The 21,078-nt window shown below is 72.2% G+C and carries 21 protein-coding genes; 12 read left to right on the top strand and 9 right to left on the bottom strand.

Annotated elements, in window-relative coordinates; all coding sequences use genetic code 11:
• Nucleotides 1-176: 176 nt before the first annotated feature.
• On the bottom strand, nucleotides 177-1,175 hold the full coding sequence (locus tag ACLBWP_RS17685; protein ID WP_447656150.1) for a LacI family DNA-binding transcriptional regulator: 999 nt from the start codon (nucleotides 1,173-1,175) through the stop codon (nucleotides 177-179).
• Nucleotides 1,176-1,321: 146 nt separating this feature from the next.
• On the opposite strand from ACLBWP_RS17685, the gene uriH reads away from it, so the two are divergent.
• The 5 genes from uriH (at nucleotide 1,322) to ACLBWP_RS17660 (ending at nucleotide 7,917) form a co-directional block, all read left to right on the top strand.
• Nucleotides 1,322-2,374, top strand: coding sequence for a uridine-preferring nucleoside hydrolase UriH (gene uriH, locus ACLBWP_RS17680; protein ID WP_447656205.1), 1,053 nt, complete (start codon nucleotides 1,322-1,324; stop codon nucleotides 2,372-2,374).
• 5 nt (nucleotides 2,375-2,379) lie between these two features.
• Entirely contained in the window at nucleotides 2,380-3,810 is a 1,431-nt protein-coding gene (gene uriT / locus ACLBWP_RS17675) for a uridine transporter UriT (RefSeq protein WP_243564318.1), read from the top strand.
• Nucleotides 3,807-4,664 (top strand): ribokinase, encoded by an 858-nt coding sequence (locus ACLBWP_RS17670; RefSeq protein WP_447656149.1) that lies wholly within the window; start codon nucleotides 3,807-3,809, stop codon nucleotides 4,662-4,664. The genes uriT and ACLBWP_RS17670 overlap by 4 nt, the downstream gene beginning before the upstream one ends.
• Before the next feature lie 30 nt (nucleotides 4,665-4,694).
• Nucleotides 4,695-5,636 carry a Ppx/GppA phosphatase family protein gene (locus ACLBWP_RS17665; protein WP_447656148.1) on the top strand — a complete coding sequence of 314 codons (942 nt, stop codon included), beginning with the start codon at nucleotides 4,695-4,697 and terminating at the stop codon, nucleotides 5,634-5,636.
• Nucleotides 5,637-5,709: 73 nt separating this feature from the next.
• Nucleotides 5,710-7,917 (top strand): cell wall-binding repeat-containing protein, encoded by a 2,208-nt coding sequence (locus ACLBWP_RS17660; RefSeq protein ID WP_447656147.1) that lies wholly within the window; start codon nucleotides 5,710-5,712, stop codon nucleotides 7,915-7,917.
• 22 nt (nucleotides 7,918-7,939) lie between these two features.
• On the opposite strand, the gene ACLBWP_RS17655 is transcribed toward ACLBWP_RS17660, so the two are convergent.
• Nucleotides 7,940-8,545 carry an antibiotic biosynthesis monooxygenase gene (locus ACLBWP_RS17655; RefSeq protein ID WP_447656146.1) on the bottom strand — a complete coding sequence of 202 codons (606 nt, stop codon included), beginning with the start codon at nucleotides 8,543-8,545 and terminating at the stop codon, nucleotides 7,940-7,942.
• Between the two features lie 58 nt (nucleotides 8,546-8,603).
• Between ACLBWP_RS17655 and ACLBWP_RS17650 the strand changes: the two genes are divergently transcribed.
• Nucleotides 8,604-9,074, top strand: coding sequence for a hypothetical protein (locus tag ACLBWP_RS17650; protein ID WP_447656145.1), 471 nt, complete (start codon nucleotides 8,604-8,606; stop codon nucleotides 9,072-9,074).
• On the opposite strand, the gene ku is transcribed toward ACLBWP_RS17650, so the two are convergent.
• Nucleotides 9,071-10,036 (bottom strand): non-homologous end joining protein Ku, encoded by a 966-nt coding sequence (gene ku / locus ACLBWP_RS17645; protein ID WP_447656144.1) that lies wholly within the window; start codon nucleotides 10,034-10,036, stop codon nucleotides 9,071-9,073. The two genes, ACLBWP_RS17650 and ku, sit on opposite strands and share 4 nt — an antisense overlap.
• Nucleotides 10,037-10,178: 142 nt before the next feature.
• On the opposite strand from ku, the gene ACLBWP_RS17640 reads away from it, so the two are divergent.
• The 6 genes from ACLBWP_RS17640 to ACLBWP_RS17615 all read left to right on the top strand — a co-directional run bounded on the left by ACLBWP_RS17640 (nucleotide 10,179) and on the right by ACLBWP_RS17615 (nucleotide 15,645).
• Nucleotides 10,179-11,069, top strand: a complete 891-nt coding sequence (locus ACLBWP_RS17640; protein WP_447656143.1) for an SDR family oxidoreductase — start codon at nucleotides 10,179-10,181, stop codon at nucleotides 11,067-11,069.
• Between the two features lie 35 nt (nucleotides 11,070-11,104).
• Nucleotides 11,105-13,624, top strand: a complete 2,520-nt coding sequence (locus tag ACLBWP_RS17635; protein WP_447656204.1) for an ATP-dependent DNA ligase — start codon at nucleotides 11,105-11,107, stop codon at nucleotides 13,622-13,624.
• 148 nt (nucleotides 13,625-13,772) lie between these two features.
• Nucleotides 13,773-13,967: a hypothetical protein gene (locus tag ACLBWP_RS17630; RefSeq protein ID WP_243564327.1), complete on the top strand. Its 195-nt coding sequence runs from the start codon at nucleotides 13,773-13,775 to the stop codon at nucleotides 13,965-13,967.
• Nucleotides 13,968-14,186: 219 nt separating this feature from the next.
• Nucleotides 14,187-14,744: an RNA polymerase sigma factor gene (locus ACLBWP_RS17625; RefSeq protein WP_447656203.1), complete on the top strand. Its 558-nt coding sequence runs from the start codon at nucleotides 14,187-14,189 to the stop codon at nucleotides 14,742-14,744.
• The gene (locus ACLBWP_RS17620) at nucleotides 14,741-15,319 is read left to right on the top strand and encodes a hypothetical protein (protein ID WP_447656142.1); all 579 of its coding nucleotides are present in this window, start codon (nucleotides 14,741-14,743) and stop codon (nucleotides 15,317-15,319) included. The genes ACLBWP_RS17625 and ACLBWP_RS17620 overlap by 4 nt, the downstream gene beginning before the upstream one ends.
• A complete protein-coding gene (locus ACLBWP_RS17615) occupies nucleotides 15,316-15,645 on the top strand; it encodes a hypothetical protein (protein ID WP_243564329.1) in 330 nt (109 codons plus the stop codon). Before ACLBWP_RS17620 ends, ACLBWP_RS17615 begins: the two co-directional genes overlap by 4 nt.
• Before the next feature lie 27 nt (nucleotides 15,646-15,672).
• On the opposite strand, the gene ACLBWP_RS17610 is transcribed toward ACLBWP_RS17615, so the two are convergent.
• The 6 genes from ACLBWP_RS17610 to ACLBWP_RS17585 form a co-directional block, all read right to left on the bottom strand.
• The gene (locus tag ACLBWP_RS17610) at nucleotides 15,673-15,882 is read right to left on the bottom strand and encodes a hypothetical protein (protein WP_447656141.1); all 210 of its coding nucleotides are present in this window, start codon (nucleotides 15,880-15,882) and stop codon (nucleotides 15,673-15,675) included.
• Nucleotides 15,883-15,892: 10 nt separating this feature from the next.
• A complete protein-coding gene (locus ACLBWP_RS17605) occupies nucleotides 15,893-16,834 on the bottom strand; it encodes a sugar phosphate isomerase/epimerase family protein (protein WP_447656140.1) in 942 nt (313 codons plus the stop codon).
• Nucleotides 16,835-16,985: 151 nt separating this feature from the next.
• The gene (locus ACLBWP_RS17600) at nucleotides 16,986-17,669 is read right to left on the bottom strand and encodes a fumarylacetoacetate hydrolase family protein (RefSeq protein ID WP_243564332.1); all 684 of its coding nucleotides are present in this window, start codon (nucleotides 17,667-17,669) and stop codon (nucleotides 16,986-16,988) included.
• A 37-nt stretch (nucleotides 17,670-17,706) separates the two neighbouring features.
• The gene (locus ACLBWP_RS17595; RefSeq protein ID WP_243564333.1) at nucleotides 17,707-17,919 is read right to left on the bottom strand and encodes a hypothetical protein; all 213 of its coding nucleotides are present in this window, start codon (nucleotides 17,917-17,919) and stop codon (nucleotides 17,707-17,709) included.
• Nucleotides 17,916-18,212: a hypothetical protein gene (locus ACLBWP_RS17590; protein ID WP_447656139.1), complete on the bottom strand. Its 297-nt coding sequence runs from the start codon at nucleotides 18,210-18,212 to the stop codon at nucleotides 17,916-17,918. The genes ACLBWP_RS17595 and ACLBWP_RS17590 overlap by 4 nt, the downstream gene beginning before the upstream one ends.
• Nucleotides 18,213-18,330: 118 nt before the next feature.
• On the bottom strand, nucleotides 18,331-20,787 hold the full coding sequence (locus ACLBWP_RS17585; RefSeq protein WP_447656138.1) for a phosphoketolase family protein: 2,457 nt from the start codon (nucleotides 20,785-20,787) through the stop codon (nucleotides 18,331-18,333).
• Nucleotides 20,788-21,078 lie beyond the last annotated feature (291 nt).

Genomic DNA, 21,078 nt, shown 5'->3' with positions numbered 1-21,078 from the left:
AGGCCCGGTGCCAGCTGGCACCGGGCCTCCCGTCCGTCGTGGGGTCGCGTCCGGCGCGACGTTCCCGATGTCGTACGACAGCGACGGTGTCGCGGGGGCGGTTGCGTGCCGGTGGTACGACGAGCGCGATGTCGTACGACGTCGTCGGTGTCGCGCGGCGGGTGGTGTCGCGCGCGTCAGCCGCCGGTGCTCGCGCGCGGAACCAGCCGCGTGGGCAGTGCCGGCGCGGGCAGCTCCGTGCCGTCGAGCATCGCCGCCAGCCGAAGCGCCGCCGCCCGCCCCAGGTCGGCGCCCGGCAACGCCACGCTCGTCAGCGCCGGAGCGGTGACCGACGACGAGGGCAGGTCGTCGAACCCGGCCACCGCCAGGGTCCCCGGCACCGCGATGCCCCGTGCCGCGGCGACCCGGAGCACCCCGTACGCCAGGGTGTCCGCGGCGGCGACCACGGCCGTGGCTCCGTCCCGCAGCCAGGCGTCGACGGCCTGATCGGCAGCGGTCGCGGCGGCGTCGATCGTCAGGTCGGCGCTGGCCGACACCGGCGACACGGCGATGCCGGCGTCGCCGCACGCCTGCTCGAACATCGCACGGCGGAGCGCGAACGTCGTCGCGCGCGAGGTCCCGTCGAGGTACGCGATGCGGCGGTGTCCGGCAGCGCCCAGGTGCGAGACGAGCGCCGACACCCCCGCGGTCAGGTCGTAGTTGACGGCGTCGGCGCCTCCGGGGGCGTCGAGCAGCACGACGGGGACGCTGGCGGTCATCGGCTGGTCGGCGGCCGGGGCGTCGACGAGGATGCCCGCGGGCCGGAGCCGTTCGAAGCGCCGGACGTCGGCGATCCCCGGCTGGGCGCCGCGTTCCGTGACGGACAGGACCAGCTGGAAGCGATCGCCCAGGGTGTCGCGGACGCCGCGGATGACCTCGGCGAAGAACGGGTTCGACAGGTCGGGCGCGATGAGCACGACCAGGTCGCCGCTGCCCCGCGCCAGCGAACTGGCGGCGTGGTCGACCACGTACCCGAGCTCGTCCACCGCGGCGCGCACCCGGGCGACGTTCGCCGTGGACACCCGTCCGCGGTCCTTGCCGTTCACCACGAGGGAGACCGTCGCGATGCTGGTGCCGGCGCGCTCGGCGACCATGGCCGCGGTGACGCGGCGGGTGCTCGGAGCGGGGGTCGACACGCACCGATCGTAGCGACCGGCCGTCCCGACTTGACGTCAAGCGTTTGATGCTGTGTGATGTCAAACGCTTGACGCGGCGTGCATGGCGCGTCAGGCCCCAGTACCCGAGCCGACGCGCTCGATCCCACCCCGAGCCGACGCGCTCGATCCCACCCCGAGCCGACGCGCTCGATCCCCGACGAAGTGGAGCACCCGTGCCCGAGAAGATCATCCTGGACTGCGACCCCGGGCACGACGACGCCGTGGCGATGCTGCTGGCGCACGGCAACCCGGACATCGAGCTGCTCGCCGTCACCACGGTCGTCGGCAACCAGACGCTGCCGAAGGTCACCCGCAACGCCCTCGCCGTGGCCCGCATCGCCGGCATCACGGGCGTGCCCTTCGCCGCCGGCGCCGACCGCCCGCTGCTGCGCCAGATCGAGGTCGCCGGTGACATCCACGGCGAGAGCGGGCTCGACGGCCCGATGCTGCCCGCGCCGTCGTTCGCGCTCGACGAGCGGCACGCGGTCGACCTGATCATCGAGACGGTCATGGCGCACGAGCCTGGCACCGTCACCCTCGTGCCGACCGGCGGGCTGACGAACATCGCCCTGGCGGCACGCAAGGAGCCCCGCATCGTCGACCGCGTCAAGCAGGTCGTGCTGATGGGCGGCGGCGTGCACGTCGGCAACTGGAGCCCGGTCGCCGAGTTCAACATCGTCATCGACCCCGAGGCCGCGTCCATCGTCTTCGAGGCCGGCTGGGACGTCGTGATGGTCGGCCTCGACCTGACGCACCAGGCACTCGCCACCACCGAGGTCGCCGAGCGGATCGCCGCCGTCGGCACCGCACCGGCCGCCTTCGTGGGCGAACTGCTGGACTTCTTCGGCCAGACGTACAAGGACGCGCAGGGCTTCGACGCCCCGCCCGTGCACGATCCGTGCGCCGTCGCCTACGTCATCGACCCGACGATCGTCCGTGCCGTGCGGGTCCCGATCCACATCGAGACCCAGGGCACCCTGACGCTCGGCATGACCGTCGCCGACTTCCGCGCCCCGGCGCCCGAGGACTGCCGCACGAGCGCAGCCCTGGAACTCGACCACGCCCGCTTCTGGGACCTGGTCGTCGACGCCCTCGAGCGCATCGGCGAGACCCCCGACACCGGCTGGACGCCCCGCGCCGCCACGACCACGACCACCAACGCGACCACGGAGATCTGAGACCCATGACCACCACATCGACGAAGAAGTCGATCGGCGCCCTCACCGCGGCGCTCCTCGCAGCGTGCATCGCGTTCCAGCTGAACGCCAGCATGCTCAGCCCCGCCCTGGTCACCATGGCGCGCGAGCTGCACACGGACGATGCCACGATCGGCCTGTCGCAGACGCTCTACTTCACGCTCGCCGCCCTGTTCTCGCTGTTCCTGCCGCGCCTGTCCGACATCGTCGGGCGCAAGCGCGTGCTGGTCGCCATGCTCGCCGTGATGCTGGTCGGCAGCATCGTCGCCGCGCTCGCCGTCAACGTGCCGATGCTGTTCACCGGCCGCATCATCCAGGGTGTCACGGGGCCGGTCGTCCCGATCTGCCTGCTGGTGCTGCGCAACGAGATCAGCGACCCGAAGCGCTACGGGGCGTCCCTCGGCCTGCTCACCGCGGTCAACGGCGGGATCGCGGGCATCGACTCGCTGGCCGGCGGGTGGATCGCCACGAACTTCGGCTTCCGCGGCATCTTCTGGGTGATCGCCGTCGTCACGGTCATCGCCCTGCTGTTCGTCGTCGTGTGGGGTGTCGAGTCACACCCCTCGAAGGGCACCCGGATGGACTGGGTCGGCGTCGTGCCGCTGGTCGTCTCGGTCGGTGCGCTGCTGACCGCGTTCAACGAGGCCGGCAAGCTCGGTGCCGCGAACCCGGCGCTGGTGATCGGCGGCATCGTCGTCGCCCTGGCCGCCTTCGCCGTGTTCTGGGCCGTCGAGTCCCGGGTCCGCGAGCCCCTGGTCGAGACACGCTTCCTGAAGCGCCGGGGCACGTGGGCGCTCCTCGCCACCACGTTCCTGACGATGACGGGCGTCTTCGCCGTGGTCAACGGGCTGGTCACCTCGCTCGCACAGAACCCGGACGCCGGGTTCGGGATGGAGGCCGACCTCGCCTCGCTCGTGTTCCTCACGCCGTACGCGTTGGTCGGCTGGATCGTCGGCCCGTTCGCCGGTCGGCTCGCGCCCACCATCGGCTACCGCGCGATCCTTCGCGTCGGCCTGGTCGGCAGCATCCTGGCGACCCTGCTGATGGCGTTCGTCGGGGTGCACTCGCTGCCGGTGCTCGTCGCTGCGACGGTGCTGATCGGCATCACCTACGCCGGCATCGCGAACATCATCCTGAACGGCCTGGGCATCGTGCTGTCGCCCGCGTCGAACCCCGGCTTCCTGCCCGGGCTCAACGCCGGTGCGTTCAACCTGGGCGCCGGCGTGAGCTTCGCCGTGCTGCCCGCGCTGCAGATCGCCCTCGGGGTCGGAGGGTCCTCCGGCACCGCCGGGTACTCCGGTGGCATGCTCCTCGGTGCCGTCATCACGATCGCCGCGCTCGCCGTGTCGTTCCTCATCCCGCGGCCGGTCGAGGCCGAGACGACCGCCCCCGCACCCCAGAAGGAGACCGTCCGGTGAACACGATCGTCGTCGTCGGGTCGCTCAACGCGGACCTGGTGGTCCGCACCGAGCGCTTCCCGAAACCCGGTGAGACCCTGCACGGGTCCGACCTGCAGACCCTGCCCGGCGGGAAGTCCGCCAACCAGGCGGTCGCGGCCGCACGGCTCGGGGGAGCCGTGCGCATGATCGGTGCGGTCGGTGACGACGGCAACGGTGTGCTGCTGCGGGACTCCGTCGCGGCCGCCGGTGTCGACACCACGCACGTCGCCGTCCGACCGGACACGGCCACCGGCACGGCCGTCATCACCGTCGACGGTCAGGGCGAGAACACCATCGTGATCTCCGGCGGCGCGAACGCCACCCTGACGCCGGACGACGTCCCCGCCGACGCGTTCAGTGATGCGGCGGTGCTGGGGCTCTGTCTCGAGGTCGCGCTCGACGTGGTGCTCGCTGCCGCCCGGGCAGCACGCCGGGCCGGTGTCACGGTGCTGACCAACCTGTCGCCGTTCGGCGACGTGCCGCGTGAGCTGCTCGAGCTGACGGACGTGCTGCTGGTCAACGAGCACGAGGCTGAGATGCTCGGCGACCACGGCGTCGCCCGGTCGATCGTCACTCGCGGCGGTGCCGGGTCGGTCGTGCACGACGGGGACGCCGCGCCGGTCGAGGTGCCCGCGGTCCCCGTCGACGCGGTCGACACCACGGGGTGCGGCGACGCGTTCATGGGCGCGGTGGCGCTCCGGCTGGCGGCCGGAGACGCCCTCGTCGACGCTGCGCGGTTCGCCGCCGGGGTCGGGGCGTACGCCGCGACGGGGGTGGGCGCGCAGGCGTCGTACCCGACCACGGACCAGCTGGCGGCGTTCCTCGGGTCGTAGCACGCGCCTCCGTGCCGGTATCTTGCATACATGCGCGTGGGAGTCCTCGACATCGGGTCCAACACCGGTCACCTGCTGGTGGTCGACGCCCACGGTGGCGCCGCGCCACTGCCGGCCTCGTCGTTCAAGCAGGCACTCCGCCTGGCCGAGCACCTGGACGACCGCGGTGCCGTGACCCAGGTCGGCATCGACGCCCTGGCCGGTTTCGTCGCCGAGTCGGTGCGGGTCGCCGAGGAGCGCGGCTGCGAGGACATGCTCGGGTTCGCGACCTCGGCCGTGCGGGACGCGGTCAACTCCGACGCCGTGCTCGCCCACGTCGAGGAACACACGGGGGTCGAGCTCGCCGTGCTGTCCGGCTCGGACGAGGCACGCCTGACGTTCCTGGCCGTGCGCCGCTGGTTCGGCTGGTCGGCGGGACGCCTGGCGGTGTTCGACATCGGCGGTGGTTCGCTCGAGATCGCCGGGGGCGCCGACGAAGCGCCCGACGTGGCGTGGTCGATGCCGATCGGTGCCGCGCGGCTCGCCCGGTCGTTCTTCGCCGAGGGGACCCCGACCGAGGACGACGTCCGCCGCCTGCGCCACGACATCCGCGTCGAGATCGCCCGCGACGCCGGCAAGCTGCTGCGCTCCGGTGCACCGGACCGTGCCGTCGCCACGTCCAAGACCTTCCGTTCCATCGCCCGCATCTGCGGCTCGGCACCGTCGGCCGCCGGTCCGCTCGTGCCGCGATCGCTCGACGGAGCGGTGCTGCGACGGACGCTGCCGGAGCTGCTGACGATGTCGGTCGAGCAGCTCGCGGCGCTGCCCGGGGTCTCGCCGAGCCGGGCGCACCAGGTGGTCCCCGGGGCGCTCGTCGCCGAGGCGTGCCTGGACATCTTCGACCTGCCCGCGCTCGAGATCTGCCCGTGGGCGCTCCGCGAGGGCGTGATCCTCGAGCGGCTCGACCAGCTGTCGGTGCTCGGGACGCCCTGACGCCCCTGTTCGGGGCGTCTCGGAGGGAGCCGGACCGGCCCTATGCTCAGGCGGTCCCGTCCACGAGAGGTCGATGTCCGTGCTCCGTCTCCGCTCCGTCGTGCCCAGCACGGCGCTCGTCCTCGCGCTGCTCGGCGGCGTGCTCGTGGTGCCGCAGGTCGCCCAGGCGGCACCCGACACCGAGGTCACGGCAGCGCCGCCCGTCGGGCACTCGCGCACCGCGCGCGTGGACGACGCGGACGCCACCTCGGTCTCGGCGGTGGACCCGGTGTCACACCGGGCCTACGTCCACGAACGCCGCGGGACCATGCCCACCTCGCAGGTCTCGGTGTGGGACGGCGACACGATGCGGCGGACCGGCACCGTGTCGGGCATGCGCGACCTGGTCGGGCTGCAGGCGTTGACGGTCGACGTGGTCGGTCGTCGTCTGGTCGGCCTGACGGACACCGCCCTCGTCGCCACCGACCTGCGGACCGGCGTGGTCGCCTGGCGGACCCCGATCACGACGCTCGGTGCTCAGCGGACGATGCGTGCCGACCCACAGCACGGGCGACTCGTGCTCGCCGGGTCGTCCGGTGTCGTGGTCGTCGACGCCGCATCCGGGACCGTGCAGTGGACCGCCGCACCGGGTGGACGGGCCGATGTCGACGCCACGTCCGGATCGGTCTACGTCACGACACCGCTGCCCGACGACGCCAACGGGCAGCCCCGATCCGGAGGGACGCTCCGGCGCTACGACGCCGACGGTGCGCTCCGCGCGAGCCAGACCCTGTACTCCGCCCTCGGCATCGCCGTCGACGGGCAGCGGGACCGGGTGTACGTCGGGTCGCAGATCCTCGACCTCGCGATGCGGCCGATCGGCTCGGTGCCCTCGTGGTCCGGGCCCGAACGCTGGGTCAGGCCGCAGTTCGTCGACCCGGCCACCGGGATCGTCTGGTTCCGCACCGACACCTCTGCCGGCATCGGGCTCACGCCGTGGACGCCCGAGAAGGACTCCATCACGTTGGGGGACGTCGTCGCCGACGTGACGGAGTCCAGCTGGGACCCGGAGCGGAACCGGTTCATCGGGATGGCAGACACCGCGGGCGTCGTCGACAGCGCCGACTTGCACACCTGGTTGGTGCGCGACGAGCCGGGGTCGTTGACCGGAACCGTCGCCGACGTCGTCGCCGCCGGTGTGGCGCGGACCGAAGCAGCGCTCCGGACCGTGGACCTGAACCGGTGGGTGGACCCCCGGTTCGCCGTCACCGGGGGGACGCTCCCGTCCGGGATGCGGCTCGACCCGGCGACGGGCATCGTCTCGGGGACGCCCACCACGCCCGGGACCTACCGGTACGCCGTCACCGTCACGCTGAACCCGTGGCACGCCACGAGCGCGGTGTTCATCCGGCACGTGGTCGCCGTCGACCGGATCGCCGGGCCGGACCGGTTCGCCACGACCGCACGCGCCTCTGAGCGGGCGTTCCCGGACGGTGCCGACGTGGCCTACGTCGCTTCGGGCCGGGTGTTCCCGGACGCTCTGTCCGCCGCTCCCGCCGCGGTGGTCGAAGGCGGGCCCGTGCTGCTCAGCGAAGCCCGCTCGCTGCCGACGGCAACCCGTGCCGAACTGCTCCGGCTCCGTCCGTCGCGGGTCGTGGTCGTCGGCGGCTCGGTCCAGCAGTCGGTGGTGGACCAGGTCCGATCGACGCTCCCCACGGCGACGGTCACCCGGGTGCTCGGTGCGACACGCTACGACGTGTCTCGGGCGGTCGTCGCCCAGCGGTTCCCGACCGGAGCGGACAGCGTCTACGTCGCGACGGGAGCGAAGTTCCCCGACGCGTTGGTCGCCGGGGCGGCAGCAGGGTCTGCTCACGCCCCGCTGCTGCTGGTGCCGGGCGACGACCCCACCGCCGACGGTCCCACGCTGAGCGCACTGCGCGCCCTCCACCCGAAGCGCATCGTGGTGGCCGGTGGGTCCGTCTCGCCGGGCATCATCGCTGCACTCGGTTCCGTGGCGCACGTTGACCAGCTGACCGGGACCGATCGATACCGCGCGGCCATCGCCGTCGACGTCGATCGGTACCCCACGGCCGGGTCCGCGTTCCTGGTCAACGGGTCCGACTTCCCCGACGCGCTCTCGGCGACACCTCTGGCCGGTGCAAGCAGCACCCCGCTCTACCTGGCGCCGCCGTCCTGCGTGCCGTCGGACGTCCTCGACGCGATGGGGTCGCAGGGTGTCACGCGCGTCACGATCGTCGGAGGGGGACTGGGCTCCGGGCCCGCTGCGCTGCGGCGCTGTTGACCGCTCGCGCGGCGGTGGCTGCTCAGCGCTCCCGAGGAGCGGCGAGCAGCCAGGGCCGGATCAGCGTCGTCACGAACGGCAGCACCCAGAACGTCATGACCGGCGTGAGCACCAGCGTCGTGACGAGCACCCGCGGCAGCACCGGCAGTGCGCCGAACGCCGGCACGAGCCACCCGACCAGGTACGTGAACGCCAGGTTCACCGGGAAGAAGCCGAGCCAGATGCTGACGGCCTGCTTCCACCGCGGGGGAGCACTCGACGCGGGCGTGTCTGCCGGGGCGTCGAACCACCCTTCGATCCCGGTGCGTTTCTCGACCCGCGACTCGACGACCAGGTCGCGGCCCAGGTCGAGCCAGCGCTGCCGGTCGTCGGAGTGCTCCCACGTCGACAGGGCGTCGTGGTCGGCGAACCGGTAGAGCATGTGCCACTCGCGGGAGCTCCCGTGCGACCGGACCCAGCCGGAACCGAGGAACCCCGGGTAGCGGTTGGCCAGGTTCACGCCGGACTGCACCCAGCGGGTGACCTCGGGGATGCGGTCGGGTTCGACCAGACGGGTGATGGACACGGTGACGGGCGGCCCGGCGGTCTCGGGTGACGACTGCAGGGTCCCAGGCTCTCGTGGAGTCATCCGACCAGTGTCGCCGAGTCGTGTTTCCGGCGCGTGACGCGCTCGGTAGGCTCGGCCCGTGACCACGCGCGACACCGTGACCATCCCCCTCGGAGCCCCGATCGCAGCCCAGGCACTGCGCTACACCGCGATGTACTCGGCCAAGCCGTTCGCCGAGGCGCTGCTGGTCTACCGCGACAACGGGACGTACACGATCCTGTCGCCGGGCGAGGACCACCACGGGTGCTACGTCTCCGCCACGACGGTCGACGCGGACACGCCGCCGCGGCACGTGGCGTTCATGTCCTGGCCGTCGTCGGACTGGGACGCCAACGTCGCCGCGCACACCCTGACGTTCGCGCCGGACACCGGGGCGTTCACGCAGGAACTGCGGCTGCCCGGGCAGCCGGTCCCGCGGGCGCAGCACGGCTTCGCTGCCCCGGTCGACCTGTCCGGCGGGATCGACACGGGTGCCGGCTGGGACGTGCTCCGAGCCGCACACGCCGCCGTGTTCGAGCGCCTCGAGCTGCTGGCGTTCCCGCTCCGTTAACTGGCGCGCTTGCGTCCCGCGGGCTTCTTGGCAGGGGCCTTCTCTGCCGCCGGTGCCTTCTTCGCGGCTGGTGCTTTCTTCGCCGCCGGCGCCTTCTTCGTCGTGGGCTCCGCGTCCTGTGACCCGGACGCGTCGGATCGTGACGTACCCCGCGAACGCGACCCCGAGCCTCCCGTCCGCTTCTTGTCCACGGACGCCCGCAGGGCGGCCATCAGGTCGATGACGTCACCGCCGGCGTCGCCATCGTCGTCCGGGCGCTCGCCGAACGTCGCCGCGGTGTCGATGTCGTCGCCCGACTCGAGCTTGGCGTCGATGAGCTGCTGCAGCTCGACCTGGTACTCGTCGGTGTAGCGGTCGGGATCGAAGTCGGTGGACATGCTCGCGACCAGCGACGACGACATCTTCAGCTCGTTCGCACTGACCTTCACCGAGGTGTCGAGGGCCGTGAAGTCGGCGGACCGCACCTCGTCGCCCCACAGCAGGCCCTGCAGCAGCAGGACGTCGTCGTGCACGCGCAGGACACCGAGCCGGGTCTTCTGCCGCAGCGTGAACTGCACGATCGCCAGGCGGTCGGTCTCCTCGAGCGTCCGCCGCAGCAGGACGTAGGCCTTGGGCGAGCGGGAGTCGGGCTCGAGGTAGTAGGTCTTCTCGAACATCATCGGGTCGACCTGGTCGACGGGCACGAACTCGAGCACCTCGATCTCGTGCGACTGCTCCTGCGGCAGCTGCTTGAAGTCGTCGGCGGTGAGCACGACCGTCTTCTCACCGTCGTCGTAGGCGCGCTGGATGTCGGCGTACTCGACCTCGTGGCCGAGCTCGCACACGCGCTTGTACCGGATGCGGGCCCCGTCCTCGTCGTGGACCTGGTGCATCGACACGTCGTGGGTCTCGGTCGCGGCGTAGACCTTGATCGGCACGTTGACCAGCCCGAACGCGATGGAGCCCTTCCAGATCGACCTCATGCGCTCATGATGCCCGGATGCGGGTGGGAGCGTGCGGGTTTTCCGGGCGTCGAGGGAGCAGGAATCGTCGTCCGGGTGCGGATCACCCGACGATTCCTGCTCCCTCGACGACACGTGGGGAGCGAGCGAGCACGATGGGGCCATGAGCCAGCTGGACAAGGACGACCCGCGCACCAAGTTCGCCCGGCCGCCGTTCCCCGCGCAGACACAGCAGGGATCGGGGCGTGCCAGTGCGATGGACCCGCCGCCGGACCACGGTGAGACCAGCTACGTCGGCACGGGGCGGATGCCCGGGTACCGCGTGCTGGTCACCGGTGCCGACTCGGGAATCGGCCGCGCGGCGGCGATCGCCATGGCCAAGGAGGGCGCCGACGTGGCGCTGAACGCCCTGCCCGAGGAGATCGACGACCTGACCGAGGTCCGCGACCTGATCGGCGCCCTGGGCCGCAGGGCGGTCATGCTGCCGGGCGACCTGACGGACGAGGCCTTCTGCGGTGAACTGGTGCGCACCGCGGTCAGTGAGCTCGGCGGGCTGGACGCCCTGGTGCTCGTCGCCGGCAGCCAGCAGGTGCACGAGGACGTCGCCGAGCAGCCCACCGAGGACTTCGACCGCACGATGAAGGTCAACGTCTACGCGATGTTCTGGCTGGTGCGCGAAGCCGTGCCACACCTGGCGCCGGGCAGCGCGATCGTCACGACGAGTTCGGTCTCGGCGTACGAGCCGCAGGGCCGGATGATCGACTACGCGGCGACGAAGGCCGCGATCATCACGTACACGAACGGCCTGGCCCGCCAGCTCACGGCGAAGGGCATCCGCGCCAACACCGTGGTACCGGGGCCGGTGTGGACCCCACTGCAGCCGATCAGCTACCCCGGGGACGAGATCGCGTCGTACGGGCAGGGCACGCCGTTCGGCCGTCCCGCGCAGCCGGTGGAGCTGGGCAGCGCCTACGTCTACCTGGCGGGGCCGGAGTCCTCGTACACGTCGGGGACGACCCTGACGGTGGCGGGAGCGACCGGGGTGGCGCTGTGAACGCGCCGCCGTCCAGCCCGGCACTGCCCAGTTCCGTGCGGTCGAGTTCCGGGGCGCGACGGACGACGGTCGCCGTGGGGGACCGCCGGCTCGCGCTGACCAACCTCGACAAGGTGCTCTACCCCGAGACCGGCACCACCAAGGGCCGCGTGATCGAGTACTACGAGCGGGTCGCGCCGTGGATGATCCCGCACGTCAAGGACCGACCGATGACCCGGAAGCGCTGGGCGAACGGCGTCGACGGGAAGGTCTTCTTCGAGAAGAACCTGCCGGACTCCGCCCCCGAGTGGGTCCGGCACCACACGATCCACCACAGCGAACACGACAACGAGTACCCGATCGTCGACGACCTGCCGACGCTCGTGTGGATGGCGCAGCAGGCCGCGCTCGAGCTCCACGTGCCGCAGTGGCGGTTCGGCCCGCGCGGCGGGCAGCAGAACCCGGACCGGCTGGTCCTCGACCTGGACCCGGGCGACGGCGTCGGACTGCCGGAGTGCGTCGAGGTCGCCGTCGCCGCGCGGCAGGTGCTGCAGGGGATGGGACTCGACCCGTACCCGGTGACGTCCGGGTCGAAGGGCATCCACCTGTACGCCGCCCTCGACGGTCGATCCACCACCGAGCACGTGTCGGCGGTCGCGCACGAGCTCGCGAAGGCACTCGAACAGGACCTGCCCGACCTGGTGTTGTCGTCGATGAGCCGGGCCGAACGGGCGGGCAAGGTGTTCGTCGACTGGTCGCAGAACAACGGCAACAAGACCACGATCGCGCCGTACTCGTTGCGGGGACGATCGACCCCGACCGTCGCCGCGCCACGCTCGTGGAAGGAGCTCACCGAGCAGGGCCTCGCCCAGCTGACGCTGGACCAGGTGCTCGAGCGGTTGCAGGACCACGGCGACCTGCTGCACCCGGTCGCCGCGGGCGCGCTGTCGGTCGGGAGGCCCGACTCCGGTCACTGGGACAACGACCGGACCCAGCGTGCGAACGACGCGGAGCAGCCGGGTCGCGACCGGCTGACGGCCTACCGCGCCAAGCGGGACGCGTCGAAGACGCCGGAGCCGGTGCCGGAGGACGCCCCGACGGTCCGTCAGGACGGCCGGCCGACGTTCGTCATCCAGGAGCACCACGCCACCCGGGACCACTACGACTTCCGGCTCGAGCACGACGGCGTGCTGGTGAGCTGGGCGCTGCCGAAGGGCGAACCGACCGACCCGGGGAAGAACCACCTGGCGGTCATGACCGAGGACCACCCGCTGGAGTACGGCGGGTTCGAGGGCACGATCCCCCACGACGAGTACGGCGGCGGGACGGTGACGCTCTGGGACGACGGCACCTACGACCTCGAGAAGTGGCGCGAGGGCGAAGAGGTCATCGTCACGCTGCACGGCCGGACCAACGGCAACCGGCGTCTGGCGATCCTGCACACCCGCGGGCGCGGACGTGGGCGTGACGGCGACGAGAAGAACTGGCTCATCCACCTGACGAAGGACCAACCCGACCCGTCGGCGGACGCGACCGCCGAGGCCGGCGCGGGGCGGGCCTCCCGTCCGCCCTCGGACGACCGACGCGACCGGGTGACTCGAGCTGCCCCGTCGGACACCGACCCGGCCGAACGGCGGACGATGCAGGCGACGCTCGCCGCCGGGACCCCGACGCTCGACCCGGCCGACTGGGCCGTCGAGATGAAGTGGGACGGTGTCCGGGCGCTCGCGACGGTCCGGGACGGCCGGGTCTCCCTGCGCAGCCGCAACGGCAACGACCTGACGGCGCAGTACCCCGAGCTGCAGGAACTCGCCGACCGTGCCGGCGTCGACGGGGTGTTCGACGGCGAGGTCGTCGCGCTCGACGACCGTGGCCGGCCGAGCTTCCAGCGGCTGCAGGACCGGATGGGTCTCACCAGGCCGCGCGAGGTCGAGGCTGCCCGGCGCCGCACGCCGGTGCGGTACCTGCTGTTCGACGTGCTCGAAGCGGACGGCCACGAACTCACCCGGCTGTCGTACGACAACCGACGCGAAGCCCTCGAGACCGTGGTGGACCCTGGCGGTGTCGTCGACGTGCCCGCGGCCTTCGACGGTGACCTCGACGCGGCGGTCGCGGCGTCGGCACGCGCCGGACTCGAGGGCGTCGTGGCGAAGAAGCGTTCGTCGCGCTACGCCGAGGGGCGTCGGTCCGAGGCCTGGCTGAAGATCAAGCACCATGCCACGCAAGAGGTGGTCGTCGGGGGATGGAAGCCCGGTCGCGGCCGTCGCCAGGGTGGCGTCGGGTCGCTGCTGCTCGGCATCCCCAGCGAGGCCGGGCTCGTCTACGTCGGCAAGGTCGGCACCGGGTTCAGCGACCGTGCCCTCGACGAGATCGCCGCTCGGCTCGCCACCCTCGAACGGCAGACGTCCCCGTTCGTCGACGTCCCGCGCGCCGACGCCCGCGATGCCCGCTGGGTGACGCCGGTGCACGTCGCCGAGGTGGAGTTCGCCGAGTGGACGGGCGACGGACGACTCCGGCAACCGTCGTGGCGCGGGTGGCGTGCGGACAAGTCCCCGGAGGACGTCGTCCGGGAGTGAGCGCGCACGCAGCAACATGCGCGCGCATCGGCTCCGCTGGAGGCGAACTTCCGTCCCCCGACGTGCCCGGCGGCGGGGGACGAATCTGTCTGCCCCGGTGGTGGACGGGCTCGTGGCTGTTACGTTCGCCCGGACGAAAGGTGCGGCGATGAGCGCGAGCAACTACCTGCCACCGTTCAACGCGGACGAGCGCGTCGCGGCCTCCGGGGGCGACGCCGACACGGACGCGGAACCGAGGCCCGGTGCGCGCGGGGTCGCGGCTCGTGAGCGGACCGGCACGGCGACGGCGACGGACGCCGAGGTCACGTACGCCGACTTCCTCGGGGACCAGGTCGAGGACTGACCCCACCGGGATCCCGACCCGGCCGCCGGGACGGCCCGTGCGCCGGATCAGGGGACACACGGACCGCCGGCCGAGCGCCGTGACCGGTCGTTCAGGGATGACCGGCCACGGCGCGCTCAGCACCGTCCGCGAGCACGCGGATGGTAGGCACGTACTCACGACGAGTCGAGGTGGGGATTCGTCACGCACCTCGTTCCACGATCCGGAAAGGCCGACCTCCTGACCGACCAGCCGCAGCTCGCGTCCCTGTCGGACGCCTCGCTCGTCGAGCGTTCCGCCGATGGCGATGCAGCGGCGTTCGGCGTGCTGATCCGCCGGTACGGTCCGCTCATGCGCGCCTACGCGGCCCGCATCCTGGGGTACGGCGACGGCGAGGCCGACGACGCCGTCCAAGAGGCGGCGCTGCAGGCCTGGCAGCGGATCGAGCGCGTGGAGGACCCCGACCGGGTGCGGACCTGGCTGTTCCGCATCGCGGCCAACAAGGCACTCGACCGTCTGCGGCGACGCCACCCGCACCTCGACCTCGAGACCGTGCCCGAACTCGCGGCGGACCGGACGGTCGACCAGGTCGTCGAGACCCGGATGCAGGTCGGCGAACTCGCACGGGTGGTGCGGAACCTGCCGGACGCGCAGCGAGCAGTGTGGGTGCTGCGCGAGGTCGGGGCAGCGTCGTACGCCGAGATCGCGGAGCAGACCGGGATGTCGGCAGCAGCCGTCCGGGGGTCGCTCGCGCGGGCCAGGCGCACGGTGCTCGAGCAGATGGAGGGGTGGCGATGACCGACGACGTCGAGGACCGCTACGGCGCCTTCACCCTCGAGGACCTCTCCGAGTACCTCGACTCCGGACGCGACCCCGTCCGCGACGACATCGAGGCCGACCCCGATGCCGCCGAGGCCCTCCGGCGCCTGGAACGACTCCGCGCGGCGTCCTCGGACCTGCTCGACGCCGACGTCCGCGCTGCGGGACGGACCCACGACGGATGGATCGACGGGGTGCTCGCGAGCATCCGCACGACGGCGCACGCGGGGCGGGACATCCCCGTCCCCGACCCGGACCCGGCCGCCCAGCTCGTGGTCACCGAGGGTGCCCTGCGGGGCCTGATCCGTGAACTCGGTGACGCCGTGCCCGGTGTGCTCGTCCGGCGGACCCGCTTCACGGGGGACCTGGCCACGCCGGGCGCCGAGATCGACGTCGAGGTGACGATCGCCGCCGCAGCCGATGCACCGCTGCGGGAGCGGGCGGAGGCGCTGCGCGTCGTCGTCGCGGCAGCGCTCGACGTGCACGCGCCCTTCACCGTGCGGGCACTGACGGTCCGCGTGGCCGACGTCCTCGACCCGGGGAGCGCATCGTGACCGTCGACACCCGTGCCGTCTCGCGGACCGTGACCGAGGCGGTCCTGGCCGTCCCCAGCGTGCTGTCGGTGATCCCGCCGGGGCCGAGCCTGGCGGTGCTCGTGCGCGACGTCCGTTCCGTGCTCGACCTGCCGCGGGGTGGCGGGGCGGTCCTGGTCGAGGACCGCGCCGAGGGCGTCCGGGTCCGGGTGGTGGCCGCGGTCGCCGCGTCGACGTCGGCGATCGAGAGCGCCCGGGCCGTCCGCGACGCCGTCGTCACGACCGTCGAGCACCACATCGGCACACGGCCGTCGTCGGTCGTGGTGCGGATCGTGGAGATCGTCTGAACCGATCTCGGCGCCGACCGGGACCGGTCAGGCTGCGGGAGCCGGACCGTCCGCGGGTTCGGCACGGGCGGCGGCAGGCAGGCCGTCGTCGACCAGGTCCACCTCGGCCGGGGTGTCCTCGTCCGATCCGACCCCGTCGGGCCCGACGACCTCGGCCGCCGCGGCCTTGGCCTCGTCGATCGCCTGCTGGGACTCGCGCAGGAGTCCGTCGTCCCCGGTGGGTGCCTGTTCGCTCATGGGCCGGACGTTACGCGGGAGCACCTGAACCGGTCTCACGACGGGGACGGTGCACCGGCTCGAAGTCGACGGCGGACGTCGGGGCCGGAGTCCTCGGCATGGCCGGCATGACGGGCGCGCCGTACGCGCCGGCAGCGTCGAGCACCGCCCGGGTGGCGGCCGCGGCCATCCGCAGTGCGTCTCTGACGGGCAGCGCGCGGTGCGCCGGCGTCCGGACCTCGACACCCCACGGCTCGTCGTGGCCGAGTTCCCGCGCGATCCGGACGAAGCCGGGCAGGTCCCACGCTCCGGCGCCGGGCAGGTACCGGGCGGATCGCGACTCTTCCGCCAAGGTCATGCCGGCCGGGGTGGCGAGCAGCCCGTCACTCAGCTCGACCGCAGCGAGGGTCGCCGGGGCCACGCCCTGACGGATCGACGCGAGCGTGGAACCGCCGCGCAGCGCGTGCATCGCGTCGAGCAGCAGCCCGCCGGCGCCCGCGGTCGTGATGAACCGCGACGCTCGCTCCACCGTCGGCAGGTTCGACCACGGTTCGGGTTCGAGCACGAGCTGCGCACCGACGCCCTCGGCCTGCCGGGCCAACGCTGCCCAGTCGTCGAGCATCGCCGCGGGGGAGACGCCCGGCAGGGTCACGTCGGCACGCGCCACGACCTGCCACGCACTGAGCGACGCCGCGGCTTCGAGGATCACACCGCGCTCGGCATCGGCACTGGTCGTCCGGTTCGGACAGGTCCACCAGGTGCCGAGGGTGCCGAGCTGCACCCAGACGATGCCGGCGCCGTCGAGCATGCGGCGGAGCTCGGCGAATCCGATCGTCGCGCGGACCTCGTGCAGGTCGTCGAGCGCGAGGGAGATCCCCGCGAACCCGGCGTCACCGACCGCGCGGACACGCTCGTCGATCGGTTCGTCGCCGTCCCAGGTCCAGGACGTCGCCAGCAGGTCGTGGTCCAGCACGTCGCACCTCGTCTCCGGTGCACGCGCGACGGTCGCCCTCGACCCCGCCGACACCGATCAGGACACCGCGATCCCGGCACGGCGTCTGGTCAACGGATACCCCGCGTCCCTCCGAGCGCTCACAGCGGCGCGCAACACCCGGGACATCTGCTCACACCAGACGGGTGCTGACACTCCCGACCCCGGCCACGGTGCCGCGGAGCACCGCACCCCGCGTGACGACGCCGACACCGTCGGGCGTCCCGGTCATCACGAGGTCGCCCGGTTCGAGTCGCACGGCGCGGGAGAGCTCGGCGATGACCTCGGCGACCGACCAGATCTGGTCGCCGAGGTCGCCGTGCTGTCGGCGCTCGCCGTCGACGTCGAGGTCGATCGCGCCCCGCGTCGGATCGACCGAAGCCGCGGGGACGATCGTGCCGACGGGCGCCGAGGCGTCGAATCCCTTCGCCATGTCCCACGGTCGGCCCAGCCGCTTGGCCTCGGCCTGCAGGTCACGGCGGGTCAGGTCGAGTCCGACGGCGTAGCCCCACACGTGGTCGAGTGCCTGTGCGGCTGCGATGTCGCTGCCACCGGAGCCGATCGCGACCACGAGCTCGACCTCGTGTTCGAGCTGCCGGGTGATCGACGGGTAGGGCGTGTCCGCGCCGTCGGTCACGACCGCGTCGGCCGGCTTGGTGAAGAAGAACGGCGGCTCGCGGTCAGGGTCGTGGCCCATCTCGCGCGCGTGCGCGGCGTAGTTGCGCCCGACGCAGAACACGCGGCGCACGGGGAACCGCCCGCCGGTGCTGGTCGGGACGGTCGGGAGGGCCGGGGCCGGGATCACGAGGTCGGACACGTTCCCAGCGTGCCAGACCAGGGCGCCGTGGTGCCGGTCAGTCCGCGAACGACGCTTCGTACACGAGCGCCCGAGCGCGAGCGCGCTCCTGGCGCTCGCGCCATTCGGCCCGGAGCTCGGCCAGCTCGACATCCCTGCCCTTGGCGCGCATCAGCGGGCCGTAGTGCGGGTGTGCCAGCAGGCGCGGGATGCACAGTTCCGCCCGCCAGAGGCTGAGTTGGAACTCCGCGTCGGACTTGTCCGAGATCATGCTTGGTCCTTCCGTTCTTGACGATGCTCTGCGAGCCATCGCAGCGCGTCGTACATCCACTCGTCGTCATCGGTGGTCCAGGTACGCGTGGCCAGGGCGTCCGCCAGCAGCGCGGCGGCCGCACGGCGATCAGCCTGGTCCGACAGAGCCCGTTCCGTGACCCACGACCAACGCTGCCACCACTGGTCGCGGTGCGCCAAGAACTCCGTATTCCGCCGCATCGCGCGGCCTTCGCGCAGCGTCACGACGGTCGCAGCGACCGCGGCGCACGCGCTCAACACCGACACGAGCACGCTCGCCCACCCGATCCCCGCCCCGTCCATGCGGACAGCATCGCGGACGGGACGGCACTGCCGACGGGCCGGCGGTCGGTCTGTGGAGACCGCACCGGGCCTGGTGATCGGTGGAGGACTAGTTCCCCGGAGCCGCCGCCTCGGTCTCTCCCTCGCCGGGGTCCCCACCGGTCCCGTCCGCGGCGGGCTCGTCCTGCGGCCACCCCGAGAACTGCCAGCCACCGACGGACGGGTGGTCCTCGCCGTGCTCGTAGGCGTACGCCCGGGCGGCGTCACGTGCCTCGGCGAGCCGGGCGATCAGCCGCGCGTACCGGTCCGCATCCACCCGGGTCAGCGCGTCGTGCGCGAGCGCGAACCGGTCCATCTCGTTGCGCATCAGCATGTCGAACGGCGACGTCGTCGTGCCCTGCTCCAGGAACCCGTGGACGTGCAGGTCGTCGTGACCGTGCCGTCGGTAGGTCAGCTGGTGGACCAGGGACGGGTAGCCGTGGAACGCGAACACGGCGGGCGTGCCCGGCAGGAACAGCTCGTCGTAGCGGTCGTCGGAGATCGGGTGCGAGTGCTTGCGTGTGTCACCCAGGGACAGCAGGTCCACGACGTTGACGACGCGGATGCCGACCTCGGGCGCCAGCTGGTTGATGATGTCGGCGGCCGCGATCGTCTCCACCGTGGGGACGTCACCGGCGCTGACCAGCACGACGTCGACGTGCCCGACGCGCTCCTCGGTGCCGGCCCAGTCCCACACGCCCACCCCGGCGTCCGCATGCGCGATCGCGTCCTCGAGCGACAGGAACACGGGCTCGGGGTGCTTGCCGGCGACGATCACCTCGATGCGGTCGGTCGTCTCCATCGCGTGTGCGGTCACGGCGAGCAGGGTGTTGGCATCGGCGGGCAGCTTGATGCGGACGAGGTCCTGCTGCTTCGATGCGACGACGTCCAGGAACCCGGGGTCCTGGTGCGAGAAGCCGTTGTGGTCCTGCCGCCAGACGTGCGACGACAGCAGGATCGTCAGGTTCGAGACGGGGGCCCGCCAGTCGATGCCCTGGGACGACTCGAGCCACTTGGCGTGCTGGCCGACCATCGAGTCGATGATGTGGGCGAACGCCTCGTAGGTGTTCAAGATCCCGTGACGCCCGGACAGCACGTAGCCCTCGAGCAGGCCTTCGAGCAGGTGCTCCGACAGCACCTCGATGACCCGGCCGGTCGGGGCCAGGTGCTCGTCCTCGGGGTCGTTGCCGGCGCGCCAGACCCGGTTCGTCACGTCGAACACGGCGTCGAGCTTGTTCGACACGGTCTCGTCGGGACCGAACAGGCGGAACGACGACGGGTTCCGCCCGGCCAGTGCGGCGAGCCACGGGCCGAGCGTGCCGGTGGAGGACGCCTCGGACCCGGCCTCGACCCGGAACTCGTCGAGCCCGGGACGGTCGAGCGCGGTCCGGATCCGCCCACCGTTGGCGTGCGGGGTCGCGCTCATGCGCAGGTCGCCCTCGGGGCGGATCGCTTCGAGCAGCCCGATGCCGGTGCCGTCCTCGTCGAAGAGCTCGGCCGGGCCGTACGACGCCATCCACTCCTGCAGCTGCCGACGGTGCTCGTCGTTCTGCCGGACGGCCGGCAGCGGCACCTGGTGCGCGCGGAAGGTGCCCTCGACCCGCTGACCGTCGACCTCCTTCGGTCCGGTCCAGCCCTTCGGCGTGCGCAGGACGATCATCGGCCAGCGTGGTCGCAGGTCCGATGCACCGGCCATCTCGCCCGCGGCGGCCCGAGCGGCCTGGCCACGTGCGGCGGCCTGGATGTCGTCGATGGCGGCCAGCGCCCGGCGGAGCGCGCCGTCGAACAGGGCGTGCACGGCGAACGGGTCGTCGCCGACACGGGCGGAGTCGACGATGATCGGGTCGTACCCCAGGCCGCGGAAGTACGCGGTCAGGTCCTCGGCGGGGATGCGCGCCAGGATCGTCGGGTTCGCGATCTTCCAGCCGTTCAGGTTCAGGATCGGCAGCACGGCGCCGTCGGCCACCGGGTCGAGGAACGTGTGCGCCTGCCACGAGCCACTGAGCGGCCCGGTCTCGGCCTCGCCGTCGCCGACCACGCACGTCACGACCAGGTCCGGGTTGTCGAGCGCGGCGCCGTACGCGTGGGCCAGGGAGTACCCCAGCTCGCCGCCCTCGTTGATCGACCCCGGTGTCTCCGGCGCCGCGTGCGAGGGGATGCCGCCGGGGAACGAGAACTGGCGGAAGAACTGCTGCAGGGTCGTGCCCGGGTACAGCTCCTGCCACGTGCCGTCGAGCCAGGCGTTCGCGTTCATCGCCGGACCGCCGTGTCCGGGGCCGCAGATGTACAGCATCTGCCGCGCCGACGAGGCGATGAGCGCGTTGCAGTGCGCGTAGACCAGGTTGAGCGCGGGGGACGTGCCCCAGTGCCCGAGCAGGCGCGGCTTGACGTCGTCGGGCTCGATCGTGCGCGTCAACAGCGGGTTGTCCAGCAGGTAGATCTGCCCGACGGTGAGGTAGTTCGCCGCACGCCACCACGCGTCGATCGCGCGGATCCGGTCGGTGGTCGGCAGGTGCTCAGTGGCCATGCGCCCCACGGTACGGACGACGGCTCCGGACAGATCGGGAGAACTCCTTCCAATCCGTTCGGCGAGGGGTACCGAATCACCATCACAGGCCGGGAAACACCCGGAGCGCTCACCAGCCTCAACCAGCTGGTTCTCCACCCACATGCGGGGTGTGTTCGGCGTGCACACAGCAGATGCGCGTCGAGCGCGACAAGCAGAAGGACTCACTCATGCGCAAGTTCACCAAGACCACGGTCTCCCTCGCCGCTGCCGGCGCGATCATCCTGGGCGGTGCCGGGTTCGGCATCTCCG

This window comes from Microbacterium sp. M1A1_1b, from assembly GCF_053345565.1.
This window is presented reverse-complemented; position numbering and strand designations above follow the sequence as displayed.

Excerpts from the sequence above, each read along its gene's own strand:
- uriT (WP_243564318.1), top strand. The coding sequence starts at position 2,380 with ATGACCACCACATCGACGAAGAAGTCGATCGGCGCCCTCACCGCGGCG.
- ACLBWP_RS17665 (WP_447656148.1), top strand. The coding sequence starts at position 4,695 with ATGCGCGTGGGAGTCCTCGACATCGGGTCCAACACCGGTCACCTGCTG.
- ACLBWP_RS17660 (WP_447656147.1), top strand. The coding sequence starts at position 5,710 with ATGTCCGTGCTCCGTCTCCGCTCCGTCGTGCCCAGCACGGCGCTCGTC.
- ACLBWP_RS17655 (WP_447656146.1), bottom strand. The coding sequence starts at position 8,545 with ATGACTCCACGAGAGCCTGGGACCCTGCAGTCGTCACCCGAGACCGCC.
- ku (WP_447656144.1), bottom strand. The coding sequence starts at position 10,036 with ATGAGGTCGATCTGGAAGGGCTCCATCGCGTTCGGGCTGGTCAACGTG.
- ACLBWP_RS17640 (WP_447656143.1), top strand. The coding sequence starts at position 10,179 with ATGAGCCAGCTGGACAAGGACGACCCGCGCACCAAGTTCGCCCGGCCG.
- ACLBWP_RS17630 (WP_243564327.1), top strand. The coding sequence starts at position 13,773 with ATGAGCGCGAGCAACTACCTGCCACCGTTCAACGCGGACGAGCGCGTC.
- ACLBWP_RS17620 (WP_447656142.1), top strand. The coding sequence starts at position 14,741 with ATGACCGACGACGTCGAGGACCGCTACGGCGCCTTCACCCTCGAGGAC.
- ACLBWP_RS17610 (WP_447656141.1), bottom strand. The coding sequence starts at position 15,882 with ATGAGCGAACAGGCACCCACCGGGGACGACGGACTCCTGCGCGAGTCC.
- ACLBWP_RS17595 (WP_243564333.1), bottom strand. The coding sequence starts at position 17,919 with ATGATCTCGGACAAGTCCGACGCGGAGTTCCAACTCAGCCTCTGGCGG.
- ACLBWP_RS17585 (WP_447656138.1), bottom strand. The coding sequence starts at position 20,787 with ATGGCCACTGAGCACCTGCCGACCACCGACCGGATCCGCGCGATCGAC.